The sequence below is a fragment of the Streptomyces sp. NPDC001443 genome (assembly GCF_053597355.1).
This window is the reverse complement of the sequence record NZ_JBSFIA010000001.1, coordinates 228554-249520: the sequence shown is the minus strand read 5'-3', so window position 1 is coordinate 249520 and position 20967 is coordinate 228554. Positions and strand designations below refer to the sequence as shown.

General features: G+C 73.8%; 19 protein-coding genes and 1 tRNA gene. 10 read left to right on the top strand and 10 right to left on the bottom strand.

Going from position 1 to position 20967, the window contains the following annotated elements:
- Nucleotides 1–44: 44 nt before the first annotated feature.
- From ACWC24_RS01110 to ACWC24_RS01095, 4 genes are all read right to left on the bottom strand, one after another.
- On the bottom strand, nucleotides 45–1457 hold the full coding sequence (locus ACWC24_RS01110) for a Cys-Gln thioester bond-forming surface protein (RefSeq protein ID WP_450660721.1): 1413 nt from the start codon (nucleotides 1455–1457) through the stop codon (nucleotides 45–47).
- 273 nt (nucleotides 1458–1730) lie between these two features.
- Nucleotides 1731–2204, bottom strand: a complete 474-nt coding sequence (locus ACWC24_RS01105; RefSeq protein WP_450660720.1) for a single-stranded DNA-binding protein — start codon at nucleotides 2202–2204, stop codon at nucleotides 1731–1733.
- 261 nt (nucleotides 2205–2465) lie between these two features.
- Nucleotides 2466–4409, bottom strand: a complete 1944-nt coding sequence (locus ACWC24_RS01100) for a GTPase (protein WP_450660719.1) — start codon at nucleotides 4407–4409, stop codon at nucleotides 2466–2468.
- A gap of 237 nt (nucleotides 4410–4646) precedes the next feature.
- Entirely contained in the window at nucleotides 4647–6254 is a 1608-nt protein-coding gene (locus ACWC24_RS01095; protein ID WP_450660718.1) for a dynamin family protein, read from the bottom strand.
- 321 nt (nucleotides 6255–6575) lie between these two features.
- Here ACWC24_RS01095 and ACWC24_RS01090 point away from each other — a divergent pair.
- The 3 genes from ACWC24_RS01090 to ACWC24_RS01080 all read left to right on the top strand — a co-directional run bounded on the left by ACWC24_RS01090 (nucleotide 6576) and on the right by ACWC24_RS01080 (nucleotide 7877).
- Nucleotides 6576–6651, top strand: a tRNA-Arg gene (locus ACWC24_RS01090).
- Between the two features lie 161 nt (nucleotides 6652–6812).
- Entirely contained in the window at nucleotides 6813–7220 is a 408-nt protein-coding gene (locus ACWC24_RS01085) for an NUDIX hydrolase (RefSeq protein ID WP_450660717.1), read from the top strand.
- 321 nt (nucleotides 7221–7541) lie between these two features.
- Complete coding sequence (locus tag ACWC24_RS01080) at nucleotides 7542–7877, top strand: chaplin (protein WP_450660716.1); 336 nt, start codon at nucleotides 7542–7544, stop codon at nucleotides 7875–7877.
- Nucleotides 7878–7958: 81 nt separating this feature from the next.
- Here ACWC24_RS01080 and ACWC24_RS01075 read toward each other — a convergent pair whose 3' ends face one another.
- The 6 genes from ACWC24_RS01075 to ACWC24_RS01050 all read right to left on the bottom strand — a co-directional run bounded on the left by ACWC24_RS01075 (nucleotide 7959) and on the right by ACWC24_RS01050 (nucleotide 11870).
- Nucleotides 7959–8825: a tyrosinase family protein gene (locus ACWC24_RS01075; RefSeq protein WP_450660715.1), complete on the bottom strand. Its 867-nt coding sequence runs from the start codon at nucleotides 8823–8825 to the stop codon at nucleotides 7959–7961.
- Complete coding sequence (locus ACWC24_RS01070) at nucleotides 8809–9459, bottom strand: tyrosinase family oxidase copper chaperone (protein WP_450660714.1); 651 nt, start codon at nucleotides 9457–9459, stop codon at nucleotides 8809–8811. Before ACWC24_RS01070 ends, ACWC24_RS01075 begins: the two co-directional genes overlap by 17 nt.
- 146 nt (nucleotides 9460–9605) lie before the next feature.
- On the bottom strand, nucleotides 9606–10193 hold the full coding sequence (locus ACWC24_RS01065; RefSeq protein WP_450660713.1) for a vitamin K epoxide reductase family protein: 588 nt from the start codon (nucleotides 10191–10193) through the stop codon (nucleotides 9606–9608).
- Entirely contained in the window at nucleotides 10190–10693 is a 504-nt protein-coding gene (locus tag ACWC24_RS01060) for a DUF5949 family protein (protein WP_450660712.1), read from the bottom strand. The genes ACWC24_RS01065 and ACWC24_RS01060 overlap by 4 nt, the downstream gene beginning before the upstream one ends.
- A 186-nt stretch (nucleotides 10694–10879) precedes the next feature.
- Entirely contained in the window at nucleotides 10880–11170 is a 291-nt protein-coding gene (locus ACWC24_RS01055) for a hypothetical protein (protein ID WP_450660711.1), read from the bottom strand.
- 460 nt (nucleotides 11171–11630) lie between these two features.
- Entirely contained in the window at nucleotides 11631–11870 is a 240-nt protein-coding gene (locus ACWC24_RS01050) for a chaplin (RefSeq protein WP_450660710.1), read from the bottom strand.
- A gap of 570 nt (nucleotides 11871–12440) precedes the next feature.
- On the opposite strand from ACWC24_RS01050, the gene ACWC24_RS01045 reads away from it, so the two are divergent.
- Genes ACWC24_RS01045 through ACWC24_RS01015 form a run of 7 tightly spaced genes read left to right on the top strand, consistent with a single transcriptional unit; the run spans nucleotide 12441 to nucleotide 20956 of the window.
- Nucleotides 12441–13628: a glycosyltransferase gene (locus ACWC24_RS01045; protein WP_450660709.1), complete on the top strand. Its 1188-nt coding sequence runs from the start codon at nucleotides 12441–12443 to the stop codon at nucleotides 13626–13628.
- Entirely contained in the window at nucleotides 13625–15058 is a 1434-nt protein-coding gene (locus tag ACWC24_RS01040) for an exopolysaccharide biosynthesis polyprenyl glycosylphosphotransferase (RefSeq protein ID WP_450660708.1), read from the top strand. The genes ACWC24_RS01045 and ACWC24_RS01040 overlap by 4 nt, the downstream gene beginning before the upstream one ends.
- Before the next feature lie 5 nt (nucleotides 15059–15063).
- Nucleotides 15064–16452, top strand: coding sequence for an O-antigen ligase family protein (locus ACWC24_RS01035; RefSeq protein WP_450660707.1), 1389 nt, complete (start codon nucleotides 15064–15066; stop codon nucleotides 16450–16452).
- Nucleotides 16449–18284: a murein biosynthesis integral membrane protein MurJ gene (gene murJ, locus ACWC24_RS01030; protein WP_450660706.1), complete on the top strand. Its 1836-nt coding sequence runs from the start codon at nucleotides 16449–16451 to the stop codon at nucleotides 18282–18284. The genes ACWC24_RS01035 and murJ overlap by 4 nt, the downstream gene beginning before the upstream one ends.
- Nucleotides 18268–19080 (top strand): polysaccharide deacetylase family protein, encoded by an 813-nt coding sequence (locus ACWC24_RS01025; RefSeq protein WP_450660705.1) that lies wholly within the window; start codon nucleotides 18268–18270, stop codon nucleotides 19078–19080. The genes murJ and ACWC24_RS01025 overlap by 17 nt, the downstream gene beginning before the upstream one ends.
- On the top strand, nucleotides 19080–20303 hold the full coding sequence (locus ACWC24_RS01020; protein ID WP_450660704.1) for a glycosyltransferase: 1224 nt from the start codon (nucleotides 19080–19082) through the stop codon (nucleotides 20301–20303). Before ACWC24_RS01025 ends, ACWC24_RS01020 begins: the two co-directional genes overlap by 1 nt.
- Entirely contained in the window at nucleotides 20300–20956 is a 657-nt protein-coding gene (locus ACWC24_RS01015; protein WP_450660703.1) for a lipopolysaccharide biosynthesis protein, read from the top strand. Before ACWC24_RS01020 ends, ACWC24_RS01015 begins: the two co-directional genes overlap by 4 nt.
- Nucleotides 20957–20967: the final 11 nt, after the last annotated feature.

Here is a 20967-nt window from a genome sequence, read left to right as displayed (position 1 = left end):
GGCGTTTCTCGGGGTGCCACGATGCCTCGGCCGGTCCGCCCCGGTCAGCCCCGGGTCGGGTCCTGCTTCCTGCCGACGAGGATCAGTGCCGCGCCACCGATGACGACCAGGCCGATGGCCACACCGACGATCAGCGGGGTCGCGCCGGAGCCGCCGGTCTCGGCGAGGTTCGGGCCGGTGGAGGTGCCGCCGACCGTGGCCGGGCTGGGCTCGCTGAGGGTGTGTACGTCGTTCCCGCCGACGGCGCCCTGGGTCTTGCAGTCGAGGACGCCGGTGAACCGCTTCTGGAAGCCGGCCTGGCCGTCGATCGTGAAGCCGTAGGCCTGGTCCTCCTGGAGGGGGATCGTCACGGTCCGCGAGACCCCCGCGGCAATGCTGTACTCGGCACCCAGCAGCTCGAAGGTGAACACCTCGTCGCCCTCGTTGGCCACGGTGACGTCCACACCGCCCTTGGCGCAGTTCTTCACCGCCGACAGGGCGGGTATCGGGCCCAGCGCCGCCCAGGCCGCGCTCGCCGTCGCCGAGACCGTCGACTCGCTGGAGCCGGCCAGGATCTGCGTCTGGCTCCTGGACTCGGAGGCGAAGGCCCGGCCGACCGGGACGGTGGTCGAGGCCTGCACGGTCAGGTCGGCCGACCCGTCCGCGGTTCCCTCCGGCACGTCGAAGAAGAGCTGGCTGCCGTCCCGCGCGGACGTGACGGCCTTGCCGTCCTTGCCGACGATCCGCACCCCGCTCACGGCCGGGTCCGAGGACGGGGTCACCGTCACGCTGTCCGCGTCGGTGTGCACCGTCACCGGGCCGAGCAGGCTCCCGGGGTGACCGGAGACCGCGGGCGGGTCGAGGGTCAGTGACGCCGCGGGCTCGGCGACGGTGCGGGCGGCCTTCTGGAGGTAGTCGGCGAGCTTCTCGGCCTGCGGGTCGACGGCGTCCACGTCGGCGGCGTCCGAGTAGCGCCAGATGGCCACCTGGGTGCCGGCCGCCGCGTCCTGCTCGGTGAGGCCGGAGCCGATGCCTGCCGCCTCGGCGAGCGCGGCCAGGTCGTTGACCTGCGGGTAGGAGTTCCGGAGGATCCAACTGATCCGGCCGGCGTTCTTGTTGGCGCCCAGCGACGTGCCGCTCCAGGGCGTCTCGTGGTAGCTGGCGTCCCGCTGGGTGGGGTTGTGGAGGTCGACGCAGTACGTCTGGAGGGTGCCGCCGCCCTCGACGGACATCTCGAACAGCCCTGCCGACACCTGCTGGTCCCCGTTGTCGCCGTGGACCACCGCGCCGCCGTACGTCTTCAGACCGCCCATGGTGGCGATCGCTCCGCCCTGGCTCTGCGCCGCCTCGGCCGCGACGGCCGGACCGGCGACGGTCACCGCACCCGCGGCGACGAGACCGGACACGAGCACCGCGGCGGCAGACCGGACCACCCCTCGCCGCCGACGCAGAGACGACGCGGAGAGCGAAGAAAACACAGAATTCCCCTTCGAGCAGGACCCGTTGACGTGGGGGGTACCGGTCCCACCAGCAGAATCAGCAGCCTTGACAGCTCTGCCCGGCATTTTAAGGAAGAGCCACTCCGCCTTTCTCTCGTCATATCGTCAGACAGCTGATCCGACTCGCAATCGTTATCGCCGAGATCACCCCAGAGCCGGACTTATCGACAAATCAACCGTGCAGTTCAGGGCGGGCCCTGGATGAATTCCCCGATAAGCGACAGCTCGACCAAGTCGGGGCATCGACTGACATCACATCACCGCGACCGGTTCCGCAGGCCGGTGCGCCGCTTCCGGGCCGCCGCCCTCGGCCGGGGTCTCCCAAGCGGGCTCCGGCCGGTCCGGCGGGCCGGCCGTGCCCGCCTCCGGCCGGCCCGTACGCCGGAACGCGCAGGTGCCCCGGGCCAGATCGTGGCCGATGGCCACCGCGTCGATGTCCGCCGACGTCCGGCTCTGCCCGTCGCGCACCTCGGTACGCACCTTCAGCCTGCCCTGCACGATCACGGGTTCGCCCACCGACAGGGACGCCGCCGCGTTCGTGGCGAGTTGGCGATTGGCCCACACCGTGAAGAAGTTGGTGTGCCCGTCGGCCCAGGCGCTCTTCTCGCGGTCCCAGTAACGCGAGGTCACCGCCAGCCGGAACCGCGCGGACGGCCCCGAGGCCAGCTCCCGGTACACCGGCTGCGTGGCCACGTTTCCCACCGTGCACACGATCGTCTCGTTCATCACGAACCCCTCCCTCACCCGGGCGCCCGGCCCGGTCCGGCACACGTACGGGCCCGTCCCGTACGGCTGCGTCCGGCGCGTCGGCCACGCTCTCTCGCGTACCGCCACCGCCACGGCGACCGCGTCCGTCGCGATCGCCGTGGCACCAGACTGCCTCCGCCGGGACGAGCCCGCCGAGCCCTGTGGATCACCGCCCGCCTGTGGAGAACCCCCTCACCCGGACGGGTGATCCGATCCGTACCCCGACGCCCGGCGCCGGCCTCACCGCGTCCCGGCGCCCGCGCCCACGACCCGGCCGTACTGCTCCCGGACCTCCCGGTAGCGCAGCAGTTCCGCGGCCACCGGATCCAGGACCCGGGCCCGCCCGCAGCCCGCCGCAGCCTCTCTCAACCGCCGCTCGGCCTCCAGTCCGTACCGTTTCGCCGGTCCGCGCGCCGCCAGCCGGCAGCTCCACTCGATCAGCGGGCCGCCGACGATGCCGGCCAGCATCAGCAACACGGGCACCCCCAGATTCGGCGCCATGACCCCGGCGATCTGCCCCACCAGCCACGCCCCGCCCACGATCTGAAGCAGTGTCATGGCCGCCTGGGTCAGCACGGCCAGCGGCCACCAGCCCGGCCGCGGCGGCCGCCCGGGAGGCAGCCCGGCCCGCGCCGCCAGCTCGTCCAGCGCCTCGGGCAGCCCCTGGGACCCCCGCACGGCGGCCTCGCGCACCGCCTGCGCCCACGGTGCGGGCAGCCCGTCCGACGCCCGCTCGGACACCCTGCGCACCGCCTGTTCCACCCGCTGCCTGGCCGTGGCCTCCTCGTCGGCCTGGGTCCGCTGCCCGAGGCGCCCCGTGGGGACCTGCTCCCCCCGGCCCTGGAACCAGCGCCACAGCCGCAGCCAGGGCGTCCCGCACGCGCGGTTGGCGTTGCGCAGCCAGGCCCGTTCGGCCGCCTCTCCCGCCGCCGCGGCCCCCACGGCGTCCGCCAGCCGGGCGGTGAACTCCTCCCGCGCCTCCTCGCTGAGCCCGCTGCGCCGTCCCGTCGCGTACACCGGTCGCAGCCGGACCGCGGCCGCGTCGACGTCGGCCGAGATCCGGCGGGCCGCCGCGCTCCGCTCCGCCACGAACTGGCCCAGCGCCTCCCGCAGTTCACCGACCCCGTCGCCGGTCAGCGCGGAGAGGGCGAGCACGGTCGCGCCCGGTTCGTCGTACTCGCCGAGAGCGATCCCGTCCTCGTCGAGCAGCCGCCGCAGATCGTCGAGGACCAGGTCGGCCGCCTCCTCGGGCAGCCGGTCGATCTGGTTGAGGACGACGAACATGACCTCCGCGTGCCCCGCCATGGGCCGCAGATAGCGCTCGTGCAGGACGGCGTCGGCGTACTTCTCGGGATCGGCGACCCAGATGACCGCGTCGACGAGCGCCAGCACCCGGTCCACCTGCTCACGGTGCTGCACGGCCGCCGAGTCGTGGTCGGGCAGGTCGATCAGGATCAGCCCGTGGAGCTGCGCCTCGGCCTCCGCGCTCTGCACCGGGCGCCGCCGCAGCCGTCCCGGGATGCCGAGCCGGTCGATCAGACCCGACGCGCCGTCGCTCCAACTGCACGCGATGGGGGCGGCGGTGGTCGGCCGTCGTACGCCCGTCTCCGAGATCGTCGCCCCTGCGAGCACGTTGAACAGCTGCGACTTCCCGCTGCCGGTGGCGCCCGCGATGGCGACGACCGTGTGCTGCCCGGAGAGCCTGCGCCGTGCCGCCGACTCGTCCAGCACCCGGCCCGCCTCGGCGAGCGTCCTGTTGTCGAGCCGGGCACGGGAGAGCCCCACGAGCTCCCGCAGCGCGTCCAGCCGCGAGCGCAGCGGGCCGTCGTAGGCGAGCGGAGCGGGGATCCGCGCCGACTGCGGCCGCTTCTCGACGGCGCCGACGGCGGCCGTGGCGGCCTCGGCGGCGGTCTCCTCGGTCACCCGGCGCGCGATCAGCCCGTCGTCCCAGGCACCGGAGGAATCCCCCCGGTCCGCGCGCTCGGCCCGATCGGCGCGCTCCTCGTCGTCCGCCCGGTCGCTCCGGCCCGCAGGACCTCCATGGCCCGTACGGTCCCGGCGCTCCTCAGGGCCTTCGGGGCCGTCGGGGCCGTGACGGTCATCGCGGTCCGCACCGCCCCCCTGACCGGCACGCACCACGGGATCGACATGGTCCACGTGAACCATGTCGATCAGGTGATCCATGCGGTTGAAGGGGTCCGCACGACCTGCACGACCTGCACGACCTGCGCGATCCGTGTGATCGGTCTGATCGGTGTGATCGGTGTGATCGGTGCGACCCGCGTGATCCACACGATCCGCCTCGCCCGTGCGTCTGTCGGCCCCCTCCCGCGCGGGCGGCCCGGACGGCTGCCCGGGGCCCTGCCCCCCGCCGTGATCGGCATGTTCCGTGTGGTCCTGGTCGGCGACGGCGGTCACCGGTCACCTCTCCTTCTGCAGTACGGACAGCGCGGCGATGAGTTCGGCCTGGGGCTCCACGTGGATGTCGAGCCCGTCGAGGGGCGCGAGGCGGCGCTCGCGTTCGGTCTGGAGGACCCGGTCCACGTACCCGGTGAGCAGCCGCCCGCCCCGGTCGCGCAGCCGCAGGGCGCCGTGCGCGCCGATCCGCTCCGCGAGCCGCTCGCCCGCGGTGCGCGCCCTGCGGCCGCCCAGCAGGACGGTGGCGACCAGCACGGAGACCGCCTCCGGATCGACGGCGGCACCACGGTCGAGATCGCGCAGTTCGTCCTCGGCGCACTCCTCGAGCTCCCGCCGCCAGCGCCGTACGGCCACCCCGATCCGGTGCTCGGCGCGCTCCGGCGCCGGGTCGCGTTCCGCCAACCCGGGGGCGCCCGCCGCGGGCTCGCGCCGCCAGGCCTCGTCGATACGTTCGTCGGCGGCGGTGACGGCGCACAGCAGGAGTGAGCCGAGGCTCTCGACGAGGGCGTCGAAGAGTTCACCCGCCGTGCAGTCGAGCGGGAAGGCCCGCCACCGCTTCAGGGCGCCGCCGGCCAGTACGGCGCCGCCCTGGAGCCGTCCCCGTACGCGGGTGTACTCGCTGTCGTAGGCCCCGTCGACGGCGGCGGTGAGCCGCAGCGCCGCCGCGTGCTGGGCCGCGGCGGCGCCGGCGAGCTCGGGCATCCGCGACTTGAGGGAGTCCAGGACGCCGTGCGCCGTACGGGCCACGACGTCCTGCCGGGCGACGGGATCCTGGGCGCACTGGACCAGCCAGGTCCGCAGGGAAGCCACCGCGGTGCCCGGGAGCAGGCCCCCGCCCCAGGCCGACTCGGGCAGCTCGGGCACGGTGAAGCGCGGCACATGGCCCAACCCGGCCTTGGTGAGCAGAGCACCGTACTGCCGCGACACCTCCGACACCACCTGGTGCGGCACTCGGTCGAGCACGGTCACCAGGGTGACGCGGTACTCCTTGGCGGTACGCAGCAGATGCCACGGCACGGCGTCGGCGTAGCGGGCGGCCGTCGTGACCATGACCCAGATGTCGGCCGCGCAGATGAGCTCGGCGGCGAGGACCCGGTTCTCCGCCACCAGGGAGTCGATGTCGGGTGCGTCGAGGAGCGCGAGGCCGCGCGGCAGGGTCTCGGCGGTCTCGATGCGCAGGATGCGCTTGCCGTCCTCCCCGGACGTGAGCAGTTCCTCACCGGAGTCCTGGTGGGGCACCCACACGCGCGTGAGGCCGGGCAGGACGCGCATGCCGCTGAACCAGTGGTGGTCCTCCGGATGGCACACCAGCACGGGAGTCCGTGTCGTCGGCCGCAGCACCCCCGCCTCGCTGACCCGGCGCCCCACGAGCGAGTTGACGAGCGTCGACTTCCCGGCGCCGGTGGAACCCCCGATCACGGCCAGCACGGGTGCATGGGGCTCTCTCAACCGGGGCACCAAGTAGTCGTCGAGCTGGGCGAGCAGTTCGTCGCGGTTGGCACGCGCGCGCGGAGCCCCCGCCAGGGGCAGCGGAAAGCGTGCGGCGGCGACACGGTCGCGCAGGGCGGAGAGTGCGTCGAGCAGCTGAGGCCGTACGTCCAAGGTCACCACATGCGAAGAATGCCCAATTTCGGGGGATTTCTGAAGCATATAGGCATGCCTGCGCGCCGACCGAACACAAGGGACGGAAGGTACGACTGGGACAAGGACACAGCCCAGGCATAACGAGTGCACAACACCCGTAGCGCGAGACCCCAAAAGCGATGCACGATTCGTACCTGCCTGCGATTATCAGGACCGCTTCACCGAACCTCCACATCGAGCCACGGAGGCGAAGCAACAGGGAGAAGGATCCGGGAGCCCTATCCTTGTCCCCGGCATCGTCGCGGATCAGCCCGCACCCGGGCACCACGCACGAGGCCACCACACCAGGCCCCCGTAGCTCAGTGGATAGAGCAGGCGCCTTCTAAGCGCTTGGCCGCAGGTTCGAGTCCTGCCGGGGGCGCCACCCCTCGCCCTCCCTTTCGGGAGGGCTTTTTGCTGGTCGGAGCGGGTGCCGCTCGACACGACGAAGCCCCGGGCACGGGGGTGTCCCACGACGTCGTCCGGAGCGCGGCCGAGGCCGAATGGCGCTGACGCGGACGATGCCCTCCGATACGGTCCCGGGCCATGGCGAATGGCGGCAGTGTGCCGGAGAAGGTGGCGTGGATCCTGGTTCGGGACGACCGGGTGTTGGTGGCGCGCAGTCACGGCAAAGACCGCTTCTACTTGCCGGGCGGCCATCGTGAGCCGGGCGAGTCCGACGACGAGACCCTGGTGCGGGAGATCGACGAGGAGCTGAAGGCGTCGATCGACCCCCGCTCAATGGTGCACTTCGGCACTTTCGAGATCGGTGAGGGCCATCCTGATCACGACCCTTTCCGGATGATCTGTTACACCGCCGATCACCGCGGTGAGCTGACCCCGTCGGGGGAGATCGCCGAGAAGGCCTGGTTCCGCCATGCCGATCGGGACCGAGTCTCGGCCGTCGACGAGCTGGCTTTCGACGCGCTTCACGAGGCTGGGTGGCTTTCCTGATCCCGTGAGCGTTGTAAGAGCTCTGCAAGCGGCGGCCACGTACGAGTAGTCCGAGCCGGGTCGAATCCTGCGGGGGCGCCACCCCTCGCCCTCCCTCGAGCTTGTCGTAAGCCTCGTGCCGGCCGGCCGCGTCCGTTGCCGCGGGTGGTCCGTGCCGACTGTGCCTGTCGTGCCTGTCGTGCCTGTCGTGCCTGTCGTGCCTCGTCGAAATAAAAAATGATGTGCGCCGTACGCCGTGTCCCCGCTCGTATCGCCGCGTTGAACGGGAAGTGCGGCGCGAGTCCTGCCGCCGCACTCGCCCAAGCAAAAGAAGGAGAACGCATGTCTCGCATCGCGAAGGCGGCTGTGGTCGCTCTCGGCACGGGTGCCGTGGCGCTCGGCGGAGCCGGTCTGGCCATGGCTGACGCGGGTGCCCAGGGCGCGGCCGTCGGTTCGCCCGGCGTGCTGTCCGGCAACGTCGTCCAGGTCCCGGTCAACGTGCCGGTCAACGTGTGCGGGAACACCATCGACGTGGTCGGGCTGCTGAACCCGGCCTTCGGCACCACCTGCGCCGACACCGGCCACCTCCGTGGGGTCCCCCAGCAGACCGGGCACCACAGCAGCCACCACAGCAGCCACCACAGCAGCCACCAGTCGGGTTACGGCTACGGCCGCTGACACGGACGTACTCGCCGCTGACACGGTCGTACTCGGAAAGAGCCCCGGCACCTCGAGCGCCGGGGCTCTTTCCGTGGCCGCTCACGCGTACCGGTACACCCCTCGGTGGTCCTCCAGGCTGTCCGGTGTCACGTCCCACGGCGGCAGCATCTCGTTCCGGGCGACGACCCGGCCGTGCTGCGGGGTGCCCGGGCCCGGGGGCCTGGCGGGCAGGTAGCGGTGCTCGCGGTGCCGGTCCTGCCATTGGGACCACAGCAGGTCGACGAAGGCGTGGTGGAGCCAGAAGACGGGGTCGTTGACGGACGCCCCGCCGAGCATGGCCCCGCCGACCCAGCGGTGCACCCGGTTGTGGTTGCGCCAGGAGGCGCTGCCGCTCCCGCGCCCCCACCCCTCCAGCCTGTTGCGGAAGCCCTTCGTGGTGGTCGAGTCCCAGGGCGAGACGTCGTAGACCGGGTCGGACATCGCCCACTCCACGTCGTTCCTCGTGGGCAGGGAGATCGGGGCCCGGGCGCGTCCGAGGTCCCGGGCGAGGTACTCCCCGTCGGTCACCCCCACCCGGATCGTCCAGTTGCCCGCCGCGTACGCGAAGGGGCCCGTGGTCACCTGGTGGTCGGAGCGCCGCCCGTTGCCGCCGAGGAGGTCCCCGGTCCACGGCGTCGACGTCGTCCCCCGGTCGCGGGTCCAGTCCCAGTACGGCACCGTCACGGAGGAGTCCACCCGGCGCAGCGCCTGCTCCAGCTCCAGCAGGAACCGGCGGTGCCAGGGCAGGAAGGACGGTGCCATGTGGGCCGTGCGCAGGCCGGTCTCGCCGTCGGCGACGTAGTGGTCGATGTGCGTCTGTACGAACTCGTCGTACTCGCCGCGCCGTTTGACCTCCAGCATGGCGTTCACGAACCGCCGCTTCTCGGCGGCCGTCAGCGTGGCGGCGTCCTTACGTGTGTAGACCATGCCGTCCCCCCGTGTGTCCGCTGTGGCCCTGCCCCTGTTCCGCGCCCTGCCCCGGTCCGTGGGCCGGGGCGGCTTCCGCGCGCAGCCGCTCGCCCGGCCCCAGCTCGTCGACCGCCGCGCGCGCCGCTTCCAGCGGGGTGGCGTACGAGCGGTAGTGGTCGACCATGCTCAGCCAGGTGCCGTCGGCCCGGCGCATCAGGTGCAGGGGCCGACCGTCCACGGTGACCTGCCAGGTGACCGCGCCGGACGTGACCGCGCCGGGCATGGCCGTGCCGGGCATGGCCGTGCGACGCCCGGCCGAGAGCGGGACGCCTTGGATTCGGCGGCCCCGGTAGGTCTCGTCGAAGGCGGCGCCGCCGGGGCCGCCGGCCGCCTGCGGGGGCCGGGAGGCCGCGACGAGGGGAGCGAGCACGAGGGCGGCCGCGAGGGCCGGCAACCCGCGCAGCAGGTCCCGTCGTGTTCCCGCCTGTCTCCGTCGCCCCTGTCCTTCCTGTCCTTCCTGTCGTGCTTCCTGTCGTGCTTCCTGTCGTGCTTCCTGTCGTGCTTCCTGTCGTGCTTCCTGTCCGGGTCTCCCCGGGTTCGCCGGTCCGCACCCGGCGCTCACCACCGTTGCGCCGCCCACGCTGACGACCATGTCGTGCTCCTCGGTCCGGTTCGGTTGTCCCCAGAGGTAACCGTCCGGCGGGCCGCCTGGTCACCCGCGGCGGCCGAACCGGGCTCCACATGGCCGTACCGCGCGCCCTCGCGGCCCAGTCCCCGGTCCCGTTCCCGCTCCGGCGCTCACCCGGTCCAGAACTCCCACCACCGGGTGAGGATCAGCATGCCGACGACGCCGATGTGCAGCAGTGGCAGCACCCAGGTGAACTCCTCGAGGAACCTCCGCACCGACTCCGGTGCGGGAAGGAACCTCTTCCGTACGACGTACGACGTCACGTACCAGAACATGATGATCGTGGCGACCCAGGCCAGGCAGCACCACAGGCACAGCGCGTTGATCCGGTACAGCGACTGGAACTGGAGCCAGGACACGAACCCGACGCCGAACAGGCACCCGGCGTCGAAGGTCAGCCAGTACCAGCCCGGGAACACGGCATCGGCCAGCAGGCTCACGCCGACGCAGACGACGATGCCGTAGGCCACCAGTCCCAGCATCGGGTTGGGGAACCCGAACACCGAGGCCTGGGCGCTCTTCATGACGCTGCCGCAGGAGACGACCGGGTTCAGGCTGCAGCCCGGGACGAAGTGCGGGTCCTCCAGCAGCTTGAACTTGTCGAGGGTGATGACCCAGGCGGCCAGCAGTCCGGCCGCTCCGGTGAGGACCAGCAGCAGGGCGAACCCGCGGCCGGCGCCCGCCGTCCTGGTGGTCAAGCGCGCAGACTGCGGGCCGGAAGGACGATGTGCGCCGCCGCGGCGAGGGTCTCGTCCGCGCCGGCGAACGCCGCCAGCGCCTCCGGGGTGACGGGCAGGCCTGGCGCGGCCTGCGGCCAGGGGCGGGTGGTGAACACGAAGTAGGCGTACCCGCGGGCGGCGACCGCCTCCAGCCACTCCGGCGGCGGGGTGCACTGGGCGTTGAGGTGCGGCGGCATGGAGACGACGGCCTGACCGGCCTCGACGAGCAGGCTGACCGGGAGGCTCGGCCTGGCGTTGCCGTCGACCAGTTCCCCGCCGACGGGCAGGCGGTTGCCGTTCAGCAGTTGTGCGACGGCGGCCGCCGAGGCCTCGGGGCCGGCCGGCGCGTCCCCGAGCGAGTAGGCGAGGAGGTAGGGCATGTCGCCACCGTCGGAGGTCTCGCCGCTCCAGGGGAGCACGACGAGCGTGCCGAGGTCGGCGACGCGAAGGGGGCTGGTTTCGCTTGAGGTTGAGGTCACCGCGCGACCTTACCGACGCTCCGGAAGGCCGCCGGGGCCGTTCTCACCCGACCGGGCGACGCTCCGGAGGCGCTCCACACGAACGAGGGACGCCGTGCGGCGACGCGTCTCGAACAGCACCGGACGTCCGGATCCGTTCGGCGCGGCACCGCCGGTGCCCCCTTCGCCGGCCACGGACGCGGCGCGTCAGCTCTGGAGCGGGAGGCCGCCGAGGAGCGGGTTGTGGGTGTTGAGCGCGGTGGCCGCGCCCTTCACCGTGTGCAGTACGGAGTCCTTGTTCTCGGTGCTGAGCGCGTCCGACTGGTGCTGGAGCGGCATCACGTCGTGCAGCTCCAGGGGATGCCTGGCGAGCGTGTCGACGGCACCGTTGAGGCTGGAGGGCGTGAGGTCGGCGGAACTCTGGGCGAACGCGGGCGCGGCGGCACCGGCCATGACAAGGGACCCGGCGACGACAGCGGCGGCCTTCAGCGACTTCATCGTGTTCCTCTCTTCGGCAACTCACGTCGCCTCGTTGATGTCTGACGTCGTGCCTAACGACTCCTGACCGGGGCGGAAACCCCGCGCACGCAGACTTTCTGCGCCCCGCGCGAAGACTCCTCGCGCCCGGCGCGAAGCCCGCGTGGCGCGGTCGCGGCGCGGAGCCTGCGTGGCGCGGTCGCGGCGCGGAGCCCGCGTGGCGCGGTCGCCCGGCGCGAAGCCCGCGTGGCGCGGTCGCCCGGCGCGAAGCCCGCGTGGCGCGGTCGCCCGGCGCGAAGCCCGCGTCGTGCGGCGGGCCGCCGTTTCGAACCCGGTCCCCCGTTCGGAGTAACACCACCGGGGGCGCCCGGCGGGGGCGGCCCTCCCGCACCACAGAACGGTCACGCTCCGTGTCCAGTAAACGCGGAACCGGCCGCCCTCCGTCCCGGAGGGCGGCCGGTCGCGGTGGATGCGCCCGACGTCAGTCGCTGAAGCAGAGGCCGCCGAAGGCCGGGTTCAGCAGGCCGACGACGTCGACGGTGTCGCCGCAGAGGTTGACCGGGACGTGGACCGGAACCTCGAGGACGTTGCCCGACAGCACACCCGGGGAGTTGGCGGCGGCGCCGTGCGCGTCGCTGTCGGCGGCGGCGATGCCGGCGGTCCCGGCGATGGCCGCGACGGCAACGGTGGTCAGGGCCAGGCCCTTCGCGATACGCGACATGGAGAGGTGCTCCTTGGAGGGGGTTGACACAAGCGGCCGGACGGGGGTGCCCGGCGCTGTGTCAACGCGCCGGGCGCACGCGAGTTGTGCCGCCATTGGGGTGATCCCCAGGGGAGCGGTTTCACGACTTCGACACAGTTGTCCGCTTTACGCGGATTAGCACGTATAGCAGCTAGAGTTGCGGACCTCTCCGCACTTTTACGGCAGGCGTCGGATTCCGCTGACCCTCCGGTCGACGAACCTCCTCGAAAGGGCAACGCCGGTCATGTGCCATTCCCTGGGTCCGCCGCCGCGCCGCGCGACGGTGCGCGTCCCGCTCCGCACCGCGCACCCCACCGCGATCCGAGCACCCGGCGCGCGCCCGGGTGCGCGAACACTCTCGGTCACGACTGCGGCATGTTCGATCCGGTCCAGGCCGTGCTGCGGCGTGGTGACCAGCTGACTGCCCGGCTCGTTCCCCAGCGGGACGCGGCGTGGACCGGCGCACTCCCGGTCGCCGTCGACGCACAGCGGTGAGACGGCGCGTTCCCACACGAACCGAGCGCCATCGTGAGCGAGGAAAACCGCGCAATGCACCTGCCAGCAAGGGACCCTCGACCACGGGTCCTCCACCTCACCCAACCCGTGGACGGCGGGGTCGCCCGAGTGGTGTCCGACCTCGTACGGGCCCAGCTCACGGCCGGTCTGCACCTCACCGTCGCCTGCCCGGACGGCGAACTGACGGGCGCGCTGCGCGCGTCGGGCGCCGATGTACGGCACTGGCGGGCGACCAGGTCGCCCGGTCCGGCCCTCGTGCGCGAGGTGCGGCAGCTCGCCCGGCTGCTCGACGAGGTCCGGCCCGACCTGGTGCACGCGCACAGCGCGAAGGCCGGGCTCGCCGGGCGGATCGCCGTACGGGGACGGATCCCGACCGTGTTCCAGCCGCACGCCTGGTCGTTCGAGGCGGTCGGCGGTACCGCGGCGGCGCTCGCGCTGAAGTGGGAGCGGTGGGGCGCCCGTTGGGCCTCCCGGGTGGTGTGCGTGAGCGAGGCGGAACGCGTCACCGGCGTGCGCGCCGGTATCGCCGGGCGGTGGTCGGTGATCCCCAACGGGATCGACCCGGAGCGCTTCAGCCCGGCCGCGAAGGACCACGAGCGAGCCGTTCCGGAAGCGGCCGACGTCGGTCCGGAGTCTCCGCTGGTCGTCTGTGTGGGGCGGCTGTGCCGGCAGAAGGGCCAGGACATCCTGCTGGACGCCTGGGACGCCGTCCTGCGGCGGGTGCCGGACGCCCGGCTGGCGCTGGTCGGCGACGGCCCGGACGGGGACCGGCTGCGCGCCCGCGCACCGCGGTCCGTGCTGTTCGCGGGGGCCGTCGCCGACTCCGTGCCCTGGTACCGGGCCGCCGACCTGGTGGTGCTGCCCTCGCGCTGGGAGGGGATGGCGCTGGCCCCGCTGGAGGCGATGGGCTGCGGCCGGCCGGTGGTGGTGACGGACGTGGACGGCGCCCGCGAGAGCCTGCCGCCCGCCCTGACCGGGCGCTGTCTCGTCCCGCCCGGGGACCCGGAGGCGCTGGCCGCCGCCGTGGCCGGGCTGCTCCTCGACCCGCCGCTGCGCGCGTCGCTCGGCCGGCAGGGACGTCGGCACGTCCTGTCCGCGCACGACGTACGGCACACGGCCGAGGCCGTCGCGGCCGTCTACGACGACCTGCTCGGTGCCGGTCGGAACCAGGCAACAGGGCGCGTGGTGCCCTCCGAGTGCAGGGAGTCCATCCACTCGTGACTGCGGAAAGTACCGTCCCCTCCCCCGGCGCGCAGCCACGGGACCACGGACCCTCGCCCGTCTCGGTCATGCCCCCGCGCGAGCGCGGCACCGGCTTCCGGTTCCCCGCCCGCCGGCCCCCGGCACGGCCCGCCTCCTCGCTCCCGCTGCGGCTCGCGGACCTCGCCGCGGCCTTCGTCGGCGCCTCTGTGCTCGGCGAGGCACAGCGCACACCGCTGGTGGTGGCCCTGCTGGTGGGCGCCACGATACTGCTGCGCGCCGGACGCACCGGCCCCGTGCGGGGCGTGCTGGACGAACTGCCCGCGGTCTGCGGGCGGATCACGGTGGGCTGGCTGGCGCTGGCGGCGCTCGTGGCGGCGTACACGCCGGAGCACGTGCTGTCCGCGCGCACGCTCGTCCTCGGCGTCCTGGTCCAGTCGGCGGCGGCCTGTCTGGGGCGCGGGATCGCGCACGGGCGGCGGCGCGCCGCGCTGCTGCGGCGCCCGCGCGCCGCTCTGGTCATCGGGCCCGCGGCGACCGCGCAGCGGGTGGCCGCGGCCGTGCTGCGCCATCCGCGGTGCGGGGTGCGGCCGGTGGGGATCGTCGCCGAGCGGACCGGGAGACCCCAGGGACACCAGGGGTTGCCGGTGCTGACGACGGGTCAGGAGGTGCAGCGGGCGCTGATCCAGAACGGGGTGCGCGAGGTGCTCGCCGTCCACCCCTCGGTGCGCGCCGCGCAGGGCCCCCTGCTGCGGGCGCTCGCCGAGTCGGGCTGCACGGTGCGGGAGGTCGACCCGGACTCCCCGTCGTACGCGACCCGCGACCAGCTCGCGGGGTACTCCTGCCGACGGCTGGACATGGGCGTCCGGCGCCGGGGCAGCCTCGGCAAGCGGGCTGTCGACGTGCTGCTGTCCGGGGCCGCGTTGTTGCTGGTCGGCCCGCTGCTGCTGGTGTGCGCGGTGGTACTGCGGATCAGCGAGGGACCCGGGGTGGTGTTCCGGCAGGAGCGCATCGGCAAGGACGGGCGCCCCTTCACGCTGCTGAAGTTCCGCACCCACCGTCCCGTCGACGAGCACGAGGCGGCCACCCGCTGGAGTGTGGCGGGCGAACCCGAGATGAGCCGCTTCTGCCGCTTCCTGCGCCAGACCTCGCTGGACGAGCTGCCCCAGCTGTTCAACGTGCTGTCCGGCGACATGAGCCTGGTCGGTCCGCGTCCCGAACGCCCTTATTTCGTGGCCCAGTTCAGCCAGCACCACCCCGGTTACGCGGCCCGCCACCGGATGCCGACCGGTATCACCGGACTGGCCCAGGTCAACGGGCTGCGCGGCGACACCTCCATCGAGGACCGGGCCCGCTTCGACAACGCGTACATCGACAACTGGTCGCTGTGGCAGGACATCTGCATCCTGCTGCGCACCGCGGCCGCGCTCGTGCGTCCGACCGGGAGCTGACGACGATGAGCCTCGCCCCGACCCCGGTCCGCTCCCCGCGGCTGTCCCCCAAGACCTTCGGGAAGCTCTCCCCGAAGGTCTCCCCTGTGCTGCCCGTGGTGGTCGTGCTCGCCCTGCTCGCCCTGCCCCTCTCCCCCGGCGGGGAGAGCGGCGCGGGCCCGGCCGACGCGCTGTCCGCGCTGGTGGTCGTGTTCTGCGTGGTGCGTCTCGTACGGCAGCGGCGGCGCCCGCTGTCGCCGGTCGCCGCGGTGGTGCTGGGGCTGCCGGTCGTCGGGCTGGCGGTCGCCGCGCTGGGCGCGTCCTCGCCGGGGGCCGCGGCCACCGGCCTGGGCCGCTACCTCCAGGTCTTCGTGCTGGTCCCGGCGGCCGTCGTGCTGCTGATCCGGGGCCGGTCCGACTTCCGGCTGCTGGCCTGGTCGTTCGTGGCGCTCGCCGGGTGGCAGGGGGCGGTCGGCGTGCACCAGTACGTCACCGGGACCGGCGCCTCGTACCAGGGCGAGGAGATCCGCGCGGTCGGCACCTTCGGGCCGCAGGACGTGATGGGCATGGCGACCGTCGTCTCCTTCGGTCTGGTGTGCGCGCTGGGTCTGGCGCTCGGGCGCACCCCGTTGCGGCAGCGGGTGATCGCGGCGGGCTGCGCGCTGGCGCTGCTGCTGCCGCTCGCGCTGTCCTTCAGCCGCGGGGCGTGGATCGCCACGGCGCTGACCTGCGTCGTACAGCTGCTCCTGGCCGGGCTGCGGCGCGCGCTGCGGGTGGGCGCCGCGGTGGCCGCCGCGGGCGTGATCCTGGTGGGCGGCTTCGGGGTCGGTACGGCGATGCTCCAGGAGCGGATCAGCAGCATCACCCAGGTGGCGGACGCGCCCGACCAGTCGGTGACCGACCGGTACACCCTGTGGGCGGCGGCCATCGGCATGTGGCGGGAGCGGCCGCTGACCGGTGTGGGGCTGAAGGGCTTCCCCGACCACCGGGACGCGCACGCCTCGCTGGCGCTGTCGTCGGGCAGCGACACGGAGGGCGCGGGCGTCGCGTTCCGCAGGCAGCCGCTGCTGTCCCCGCACAACATGTACCTGCTGGTGCTGGCCGAGCAGGGGCTGATCGGGCTGCTGGCGCTCGCCGGGAGCTGGCTGGCGCTGCTGGTGTGCGGGCTGCGGGGGCTGCTGCGGGTGCGCGCGGCCGGTCCGGGCGCGGACTGCGCGCTGGTCGCCTGCGGGCTGCTGGTGTGGCAGCTCGTCGACTTCCTGTACGCCGACATCGGCGGCCCCTCGACCGTGCTGACGGCGGTCTGCTTCGGGCTGGTGGCCTGGTGGGCGCTGGCCGGTGACGAGCGCGAGCGGCGTCCCGCGTACCCGCCGGCGCTCGCGGGCCGGCCGGCCGAGGAGGCCGGGGCGCGATGACGGTGACACCTTCCGGGCCGCGCCGGGCCGACCGGTCGCGCTGGACCGACCGGTCGAGCCGAACCGGCCGGTCGCGCCGGGACGGCACCGGGGGCGAGGCCGACACCGAGGGCAGGACCGACGCCGAGGGCAGGGGTGACACGGAGAGCAGGGGTGACACGGAGAGCGGGGTGTCCGTGCCGGCGGCCCGGTCCGCGCCCGCCGGCCCGCACCGGAGCGACGACACCTCCGCCACCCGGCGGTTCCTCGCCAGGGCCGCGCTCGTCACGGCGGCACTGTCCATCGCCGGGTCACTGCTCGGACTGGTGCGCGACCAGGCGCTGGCCCGGCTGTTCGGGGCGGGCAGCGAGACGGACGCCTTCCTGGTCGCCTGGACCGTGCCGGAGTTCGCGGCCACCCTGCTCATCGAGGACGGGCTGGCGATCGCGCTGATCCCGGCGTTCAGCCTGGCGCTGGCCCGGCGGTCGCAGGGCACGCCGGGCGACCCGGTGCGGGCGCTGGTCGCCACCACGCTGCCCCGGCTGGCGCTCGGTTTCGCCGCGGTCTCCGGTCTGCTGATCGCCGCCGCCCCCCGGCTCGTCGAGGTCCTGGCGCCCGGCCTGCCCGATCCCGCGCTCGCCGTCGACTGCACCCGGCTGACCGCGACCTGCGTCCTGAGCTTCGGACTCGCCGGGTACGCCAGCGCGGCCCTGCGGGCGCACCGCCGCTTCCTGGCACCGGCGGCGATCTACGTCGCCTACAACACCGGCATCATCACCGGGATGTTCGTCCTCGGCGGGCGCTGGGGGGTGCGTTCGGCGGCGGCTGGGGTCGTGGCCGGCGGCTGCCTGATGGTGCTGGCGCAACTGCCTTCGCTGCTCGGGCAGTTGCGACGCAAGGACGGAAGAGGCAAGGGCGAGGACAGGGCTGAGGACCGGGGCGGGGACAGGGCCGGGTCTCTGCCGGGGCCGGGCGACCGGCCGATGGGCTCCGCCCTGCTCGCCAGCGTCCTGCTCTTCGCCCTGTGCCGCCAGTCGCAGGTCGTCGTCGAGCGCTTCCTCGCCTCCGGCCTCCCGGCCGGCGCCATCTCGCACCTGAACTACGCCCAGAAGGTGGCGCAGATCCCGATGACGATGTCGCTGATGCTGTGCACGGTCACCTTCCCGGTGGTCGCGCGGGCCCTGGCCGACGGCGACACCGAGCGGGCCCGCGGCCGGGTCGAGCGGGACCTGGTGCTGGCCGCGTGCGTGGTGCTGCTGGGCACCGCCACCGTCGTGGCGTGCGCTCCGCAGTTGATCGAACTGCTCTTCCAGCGGGGTGCGTTCACCGCGCCGGACACCTCGGCGACGGCGGCCGTGCTGCGGGTGTACGCGCTCGGGCTGCTGGGCCAGACCCTGGTGGGCGCGCTGGTGCGCTCGTACTTCTCGGCGGGGCGGGCCAATTGGTACCCGCTCGGCGCGATGGCCGCGGGGCTGGCCGCGACCATCGGGACCGGCGCGTGGGCGGTGGGCCGCTGGGGGGTCACCGGGATCGCCGCCGCCAACGCCTTCGGCATCACCGTCACGGCCGCGCTGCTGCTGGCCGGCCTGGGCCCGCGCAGTGTCCCGGTGCGCACTCGCCGGGTGCTGTGCGAGCTGGCCAAGCCGGTACGCGCCGCGGCGGTCGCCACGGCGGCCGGCGTGTTCGCGGCGAGCCGCCCGGCCTCCGTGCCGGCCGGTCTCGCGGCCGGCGCGGCGACCGTGGTCTGCGTGTTCTTCCTGGTCGGGCTGGCCCTGCGCGCCCAGGGCTTCGCCCCCGCACTGCGATCCGTATCTTCCGCGACCCGAAGGCTTGCCCATGGCCTCTTCCGTTGACTCCGCCGACCCGACCGAACCCGCCGTCTCCGCCGGGCCCGCCCGGGATGCCGGGCGGACCACGTACGCCGGGCGGACCGGTGCCGCCCCCGTCCCGTTCGTCGCGATGTACCACTCCGTGGGCGACTGCTCCGACGACCCCTACCGCGTCACCGTCACCCCGGACCGGCTGGAGCGGCAGCTTGAGTGGCTCGGCAGGCGTGGTCTGACGGGCGTGTCCATGGCCGCCCTGCTCGCCGCCCGGGGCCGCGGGCGGGGCCGGGGGCTGGTCGGTCTCACCTTCGACGACGGGTACGCCGACTTCGTCGAGCACGCCCTTCCCCGGCTGCGCCGCCGGGGCTTCGGCGCCACCCTCTTCGTACTGCCGGGACGGCTCGGCGGCGACAACGCCTGGGACCCGCTCGGCCCGCGCAAACCGCTGCTGACCGCCGACGGCATCCGGCACGCCGCGGCCGAGGGCGTCGAGATCGGCTCGCACGGGCTGACCCACGTCGACCTGACCACGGCGGACGACCTCACCCTGAAGCGCGAGACCGTCGAGAGCAGAGCGGCGCTCACGGAGCTGACCGGTGCTCCGGTCGACGGCTTCTGCTACCCGTACGGCACGGTCGACCGGCGGGCCGTCGACGCCGTACGGGACGCCGGATACGACTACGCCTGCGCGATCGACCCGGGCCCGCTGGGGGGCCGGCTCGCCCTGCCCCGCGTCCACGTCGGCCAGGACGACGGCGCCGTACGCCTGTTCCTGAAGCACCGGCTGCACCGGCTGCGCCGCCGGCCCGTCGAGGGGCTGTGATGAAGGCCCTGCACATCATCACCGGACTCGGCGTGGGCGGCGCCGAGCAGCAGCTGTGGCTGCTGCTGCGCCATCTGCCCGTCGACTGCGACGTCGTCACGCTCACCGAACCCGGCGCGGTCGCCGACGGACTGGTCGCCGACGGGGTGCGCGTCGTCCACCTCGGGATGAGCGGCAACCGCGACCTGGCGGCCGTGCCGCGCCTGGTGCGGGTCGTCCGCAGGGGCCGCTACGACCTCGTCCACACCCACCTCTACCGCGCCTGCCTCTACGGCCGGCTGGCCGCCCGGCTCGCGGGCGTCCGCGCGATCGTCGCCACCGAGCACTCGCTCGGCGACTCCCGGATCGAGGGCCGCAGGCTGACCCCCGGGGTGCGCGCCCTGTACCTCGCCGGGGAGCGGCTGGGCACCACGACCGTCGCCGTCTCCCCCACGGTCGCCGACCGTCTGAAGCACTGGGGCGTGCCCGCCCCGCGCATCGAGGTCGTCCCCAACGGCATCGATCTGGCCCGCTTCCGCTTCGACCCGGTCCAGCGGCAGCGCACCCGGCGGCGCCTCGGCCTGCCCGAAGGCGCCTACGTCGTCGGCGGCGTCGGCCGGCTCGTCGCCGGCAAGCGCTTCGACGTCCTGGTCCGCGCGCTCGCCGCGCTCCCCGGCGACTGCTGGCTGCTGCTGGTCGGCGGCGGCCCCGAGGAGAGCGTGCTGCGCCGCATCGCGTACGAGGCCGGGGTCGCGGACCGCGTGCTGTTCACCGGCGAACGCCCCTGTGTGCCCGACGGCTCCCCCGGACCCGACCTGCCCTCGCTCACCGCCGCGATGGACCTGCTGGCCTCGCCGTCCCCCGAGGAGACGTTCGGACTGGCGGTCGTCGAGGCCCTGGCCTGCGGGCTGCCCGTGCGTTACGCCTCCTGCCCGGCGATCGAGGACCTGCCGCCGCGGACCGCGCCCGGCGCCGTGCGGGTGACGGGCGGCTCCGAGGCATTCGCCCGGGCGATCACCGAGGCCCGCGCCCGGGGTCCGCACCCGCGCACCGTCCCCGAAGCCGCCCGTCACTACGGCATCGACCGCAGCTCCGCCCGACTCATGGGCGTCTACACGGCGGCCCTCTCCGGTGGGGCCGCCACGCTCCCTCCCCTGCCGCCTCCGCCTCCTTTGTCTCATCTGCCTTCTCTGTCACCTCAGCCACCGCAGTCCCCGTCGCCTCAGGAAGCCAGCACCTCATGACCGAGAACCAGACCGGACCACACCGCCCGGCCTCCGTCCACTCCCGCCCCCGCTCCCTGCCCGTCTGGACCCTGCTCGCGTCCGGCGTCCTGGCCGGCGGCCTGCTCGGCGGCGCGTACGGCGTCGTCGAACCACCGTCGTACACGGCCACCGCCTACGTCGTCGCCGTACCGACGGAGAAGTCCGACCCGGCGGCCGCGCTCGGTTTCGCGCAGGCGTACGGACGGGTCGCCACACAGCTCGCGGTGCTCGGGGACGCGCAGGTCAGGGCGGGCGTGTCGGCGAAGGTGCTGCAGGCCAGCGTGCAGACGGCAACCTCGCCGGACGCCCCGATGGTCGCCGTCACGGCCACCTCCTCGCGTCCGGCCCAGGCCGCCGACATGGCCAACGCCGTCGCCTTCGCCCTGACCCGGCACGCCGACGACAGCAAGGACGCCACCCATGTCGAGCTCCAGCAGTTCGCCCGGGCGGTCCGGCCGGGCTCCCCGTCCTCGGCGTCACCCGTGGTGACCGGCCTGGTGGGCGCGAGCGCGGGCGGGCTGCTGGGCGGACTGCTGCTGCTGGTGCGGCCCCGGCGGACCCTCCAGGAACCGCCCCGGTCCGCCTCCGTACCCGGACCGGCCCTGGCCGCCGACCTGCACGGAAAGCTGTGACCGCACGGACG

Bases quoted from the DNA above. Each gene is read 5' to 3' on its own strand.
- ACWC24_RS01085 (WP_450660717.1), top strand. From the start codon at position 6,813: ATGGCGAATGGCGGCAGTGTGCCGGAGAAGGTGGCGTGGATCCTGGTT.
- ACWC24_RS01050 (WP_450660710.1), bottom strand. From the start codon at position 11,870: ATGTCGCGTATCGCGAAGGGCCTGGCCCTGACCACCGTTGCCGTCGCG.
- ACWC24_RS01105 (WP_450660720.1), bottom strand. From the start codon at position 2,204: ATGAACGAGACGATCGTGTGCACGGTGGGAAACGTGGCCACGCAGCCG.
- ACWC24_RS01015 (WP_450660703.1), top strand. From the start codon at position 20,300: ATGACCGAGAACCAGACCGGACCACACCGCCCGGCCTCCGTCCACTCC.
- ACWC24_RS01045 (WP_450660709.1), top strand. From the start codon at position 12,441: ATGCACCTGCCAGCAAGGGACCCTCGACCACGGGTCCTCCACCTCACC.
- ACWC24_RS01020 (WP_450660704.1), top strand. From the start codon at position 19,080: ATGAAGGCCCTGCACATCATCACCGGACTCGGCGTGGGCGGCGCCGAG.
- ACWC24_RS01100 (WP_450660719.1), bottom strand. From the start codon at position 4,409: ATGGATCACCTGATCGACATGGTTCACGTGGACCATGTCGATCCCGTG.
- murJ (WP_450660706.1), top strand. From the start codon at position 16,449: ATGACGGTGACACCTTCCGGGCCGCGCCGGGCCGACCGGTCGCGCTGG.
- ACWC24_RS01055 (WP_450660711.1), bottom strand. From the start codon at position 11,170: ATGAAGTCGCTGAAGGCCGCCGCTGTCGTCGCCGGGTCCCTTGTCATG.
- ACWC24_RS01070 (WP_450660714.1), bottom strand. From the start codon at position 9,459: ATGGTCGTCAGCGTGGGCGGCGCAACGGTGGTGAGCGCCGGGTGCGGA.
- ACWC24_RS01080 (WP_450660716.1), top strand. From the start codon at position 7,542: ATGTCTCGCATCGCGAAGGCGGCTGTGGTCGCTCTCGGCACGGGTGCC.
- ACWC24_RS01025 (WP_450660705.1), top strand. From the start codon at position 18,268: ATGGCCTCTTCCGTTGACTCCGCCGACCCGACCGAACCCGCCGTCTCC.
- ACWC24_RS01035 (WP_450660707.1), top strand. From the start codon at position 15,064: ATGAGCCTCGCCCCGACCCCGGTCCGCTCCCCGCGGCTGTCCCCCAAG.
- ACWC24_RS01075 (WP_450660715.1), bottom strand. From the start codon at position 8,825: ATGGTCTACACACGTAAGGACGCCGCCACGCTGACGGCCGCCGAGAAG.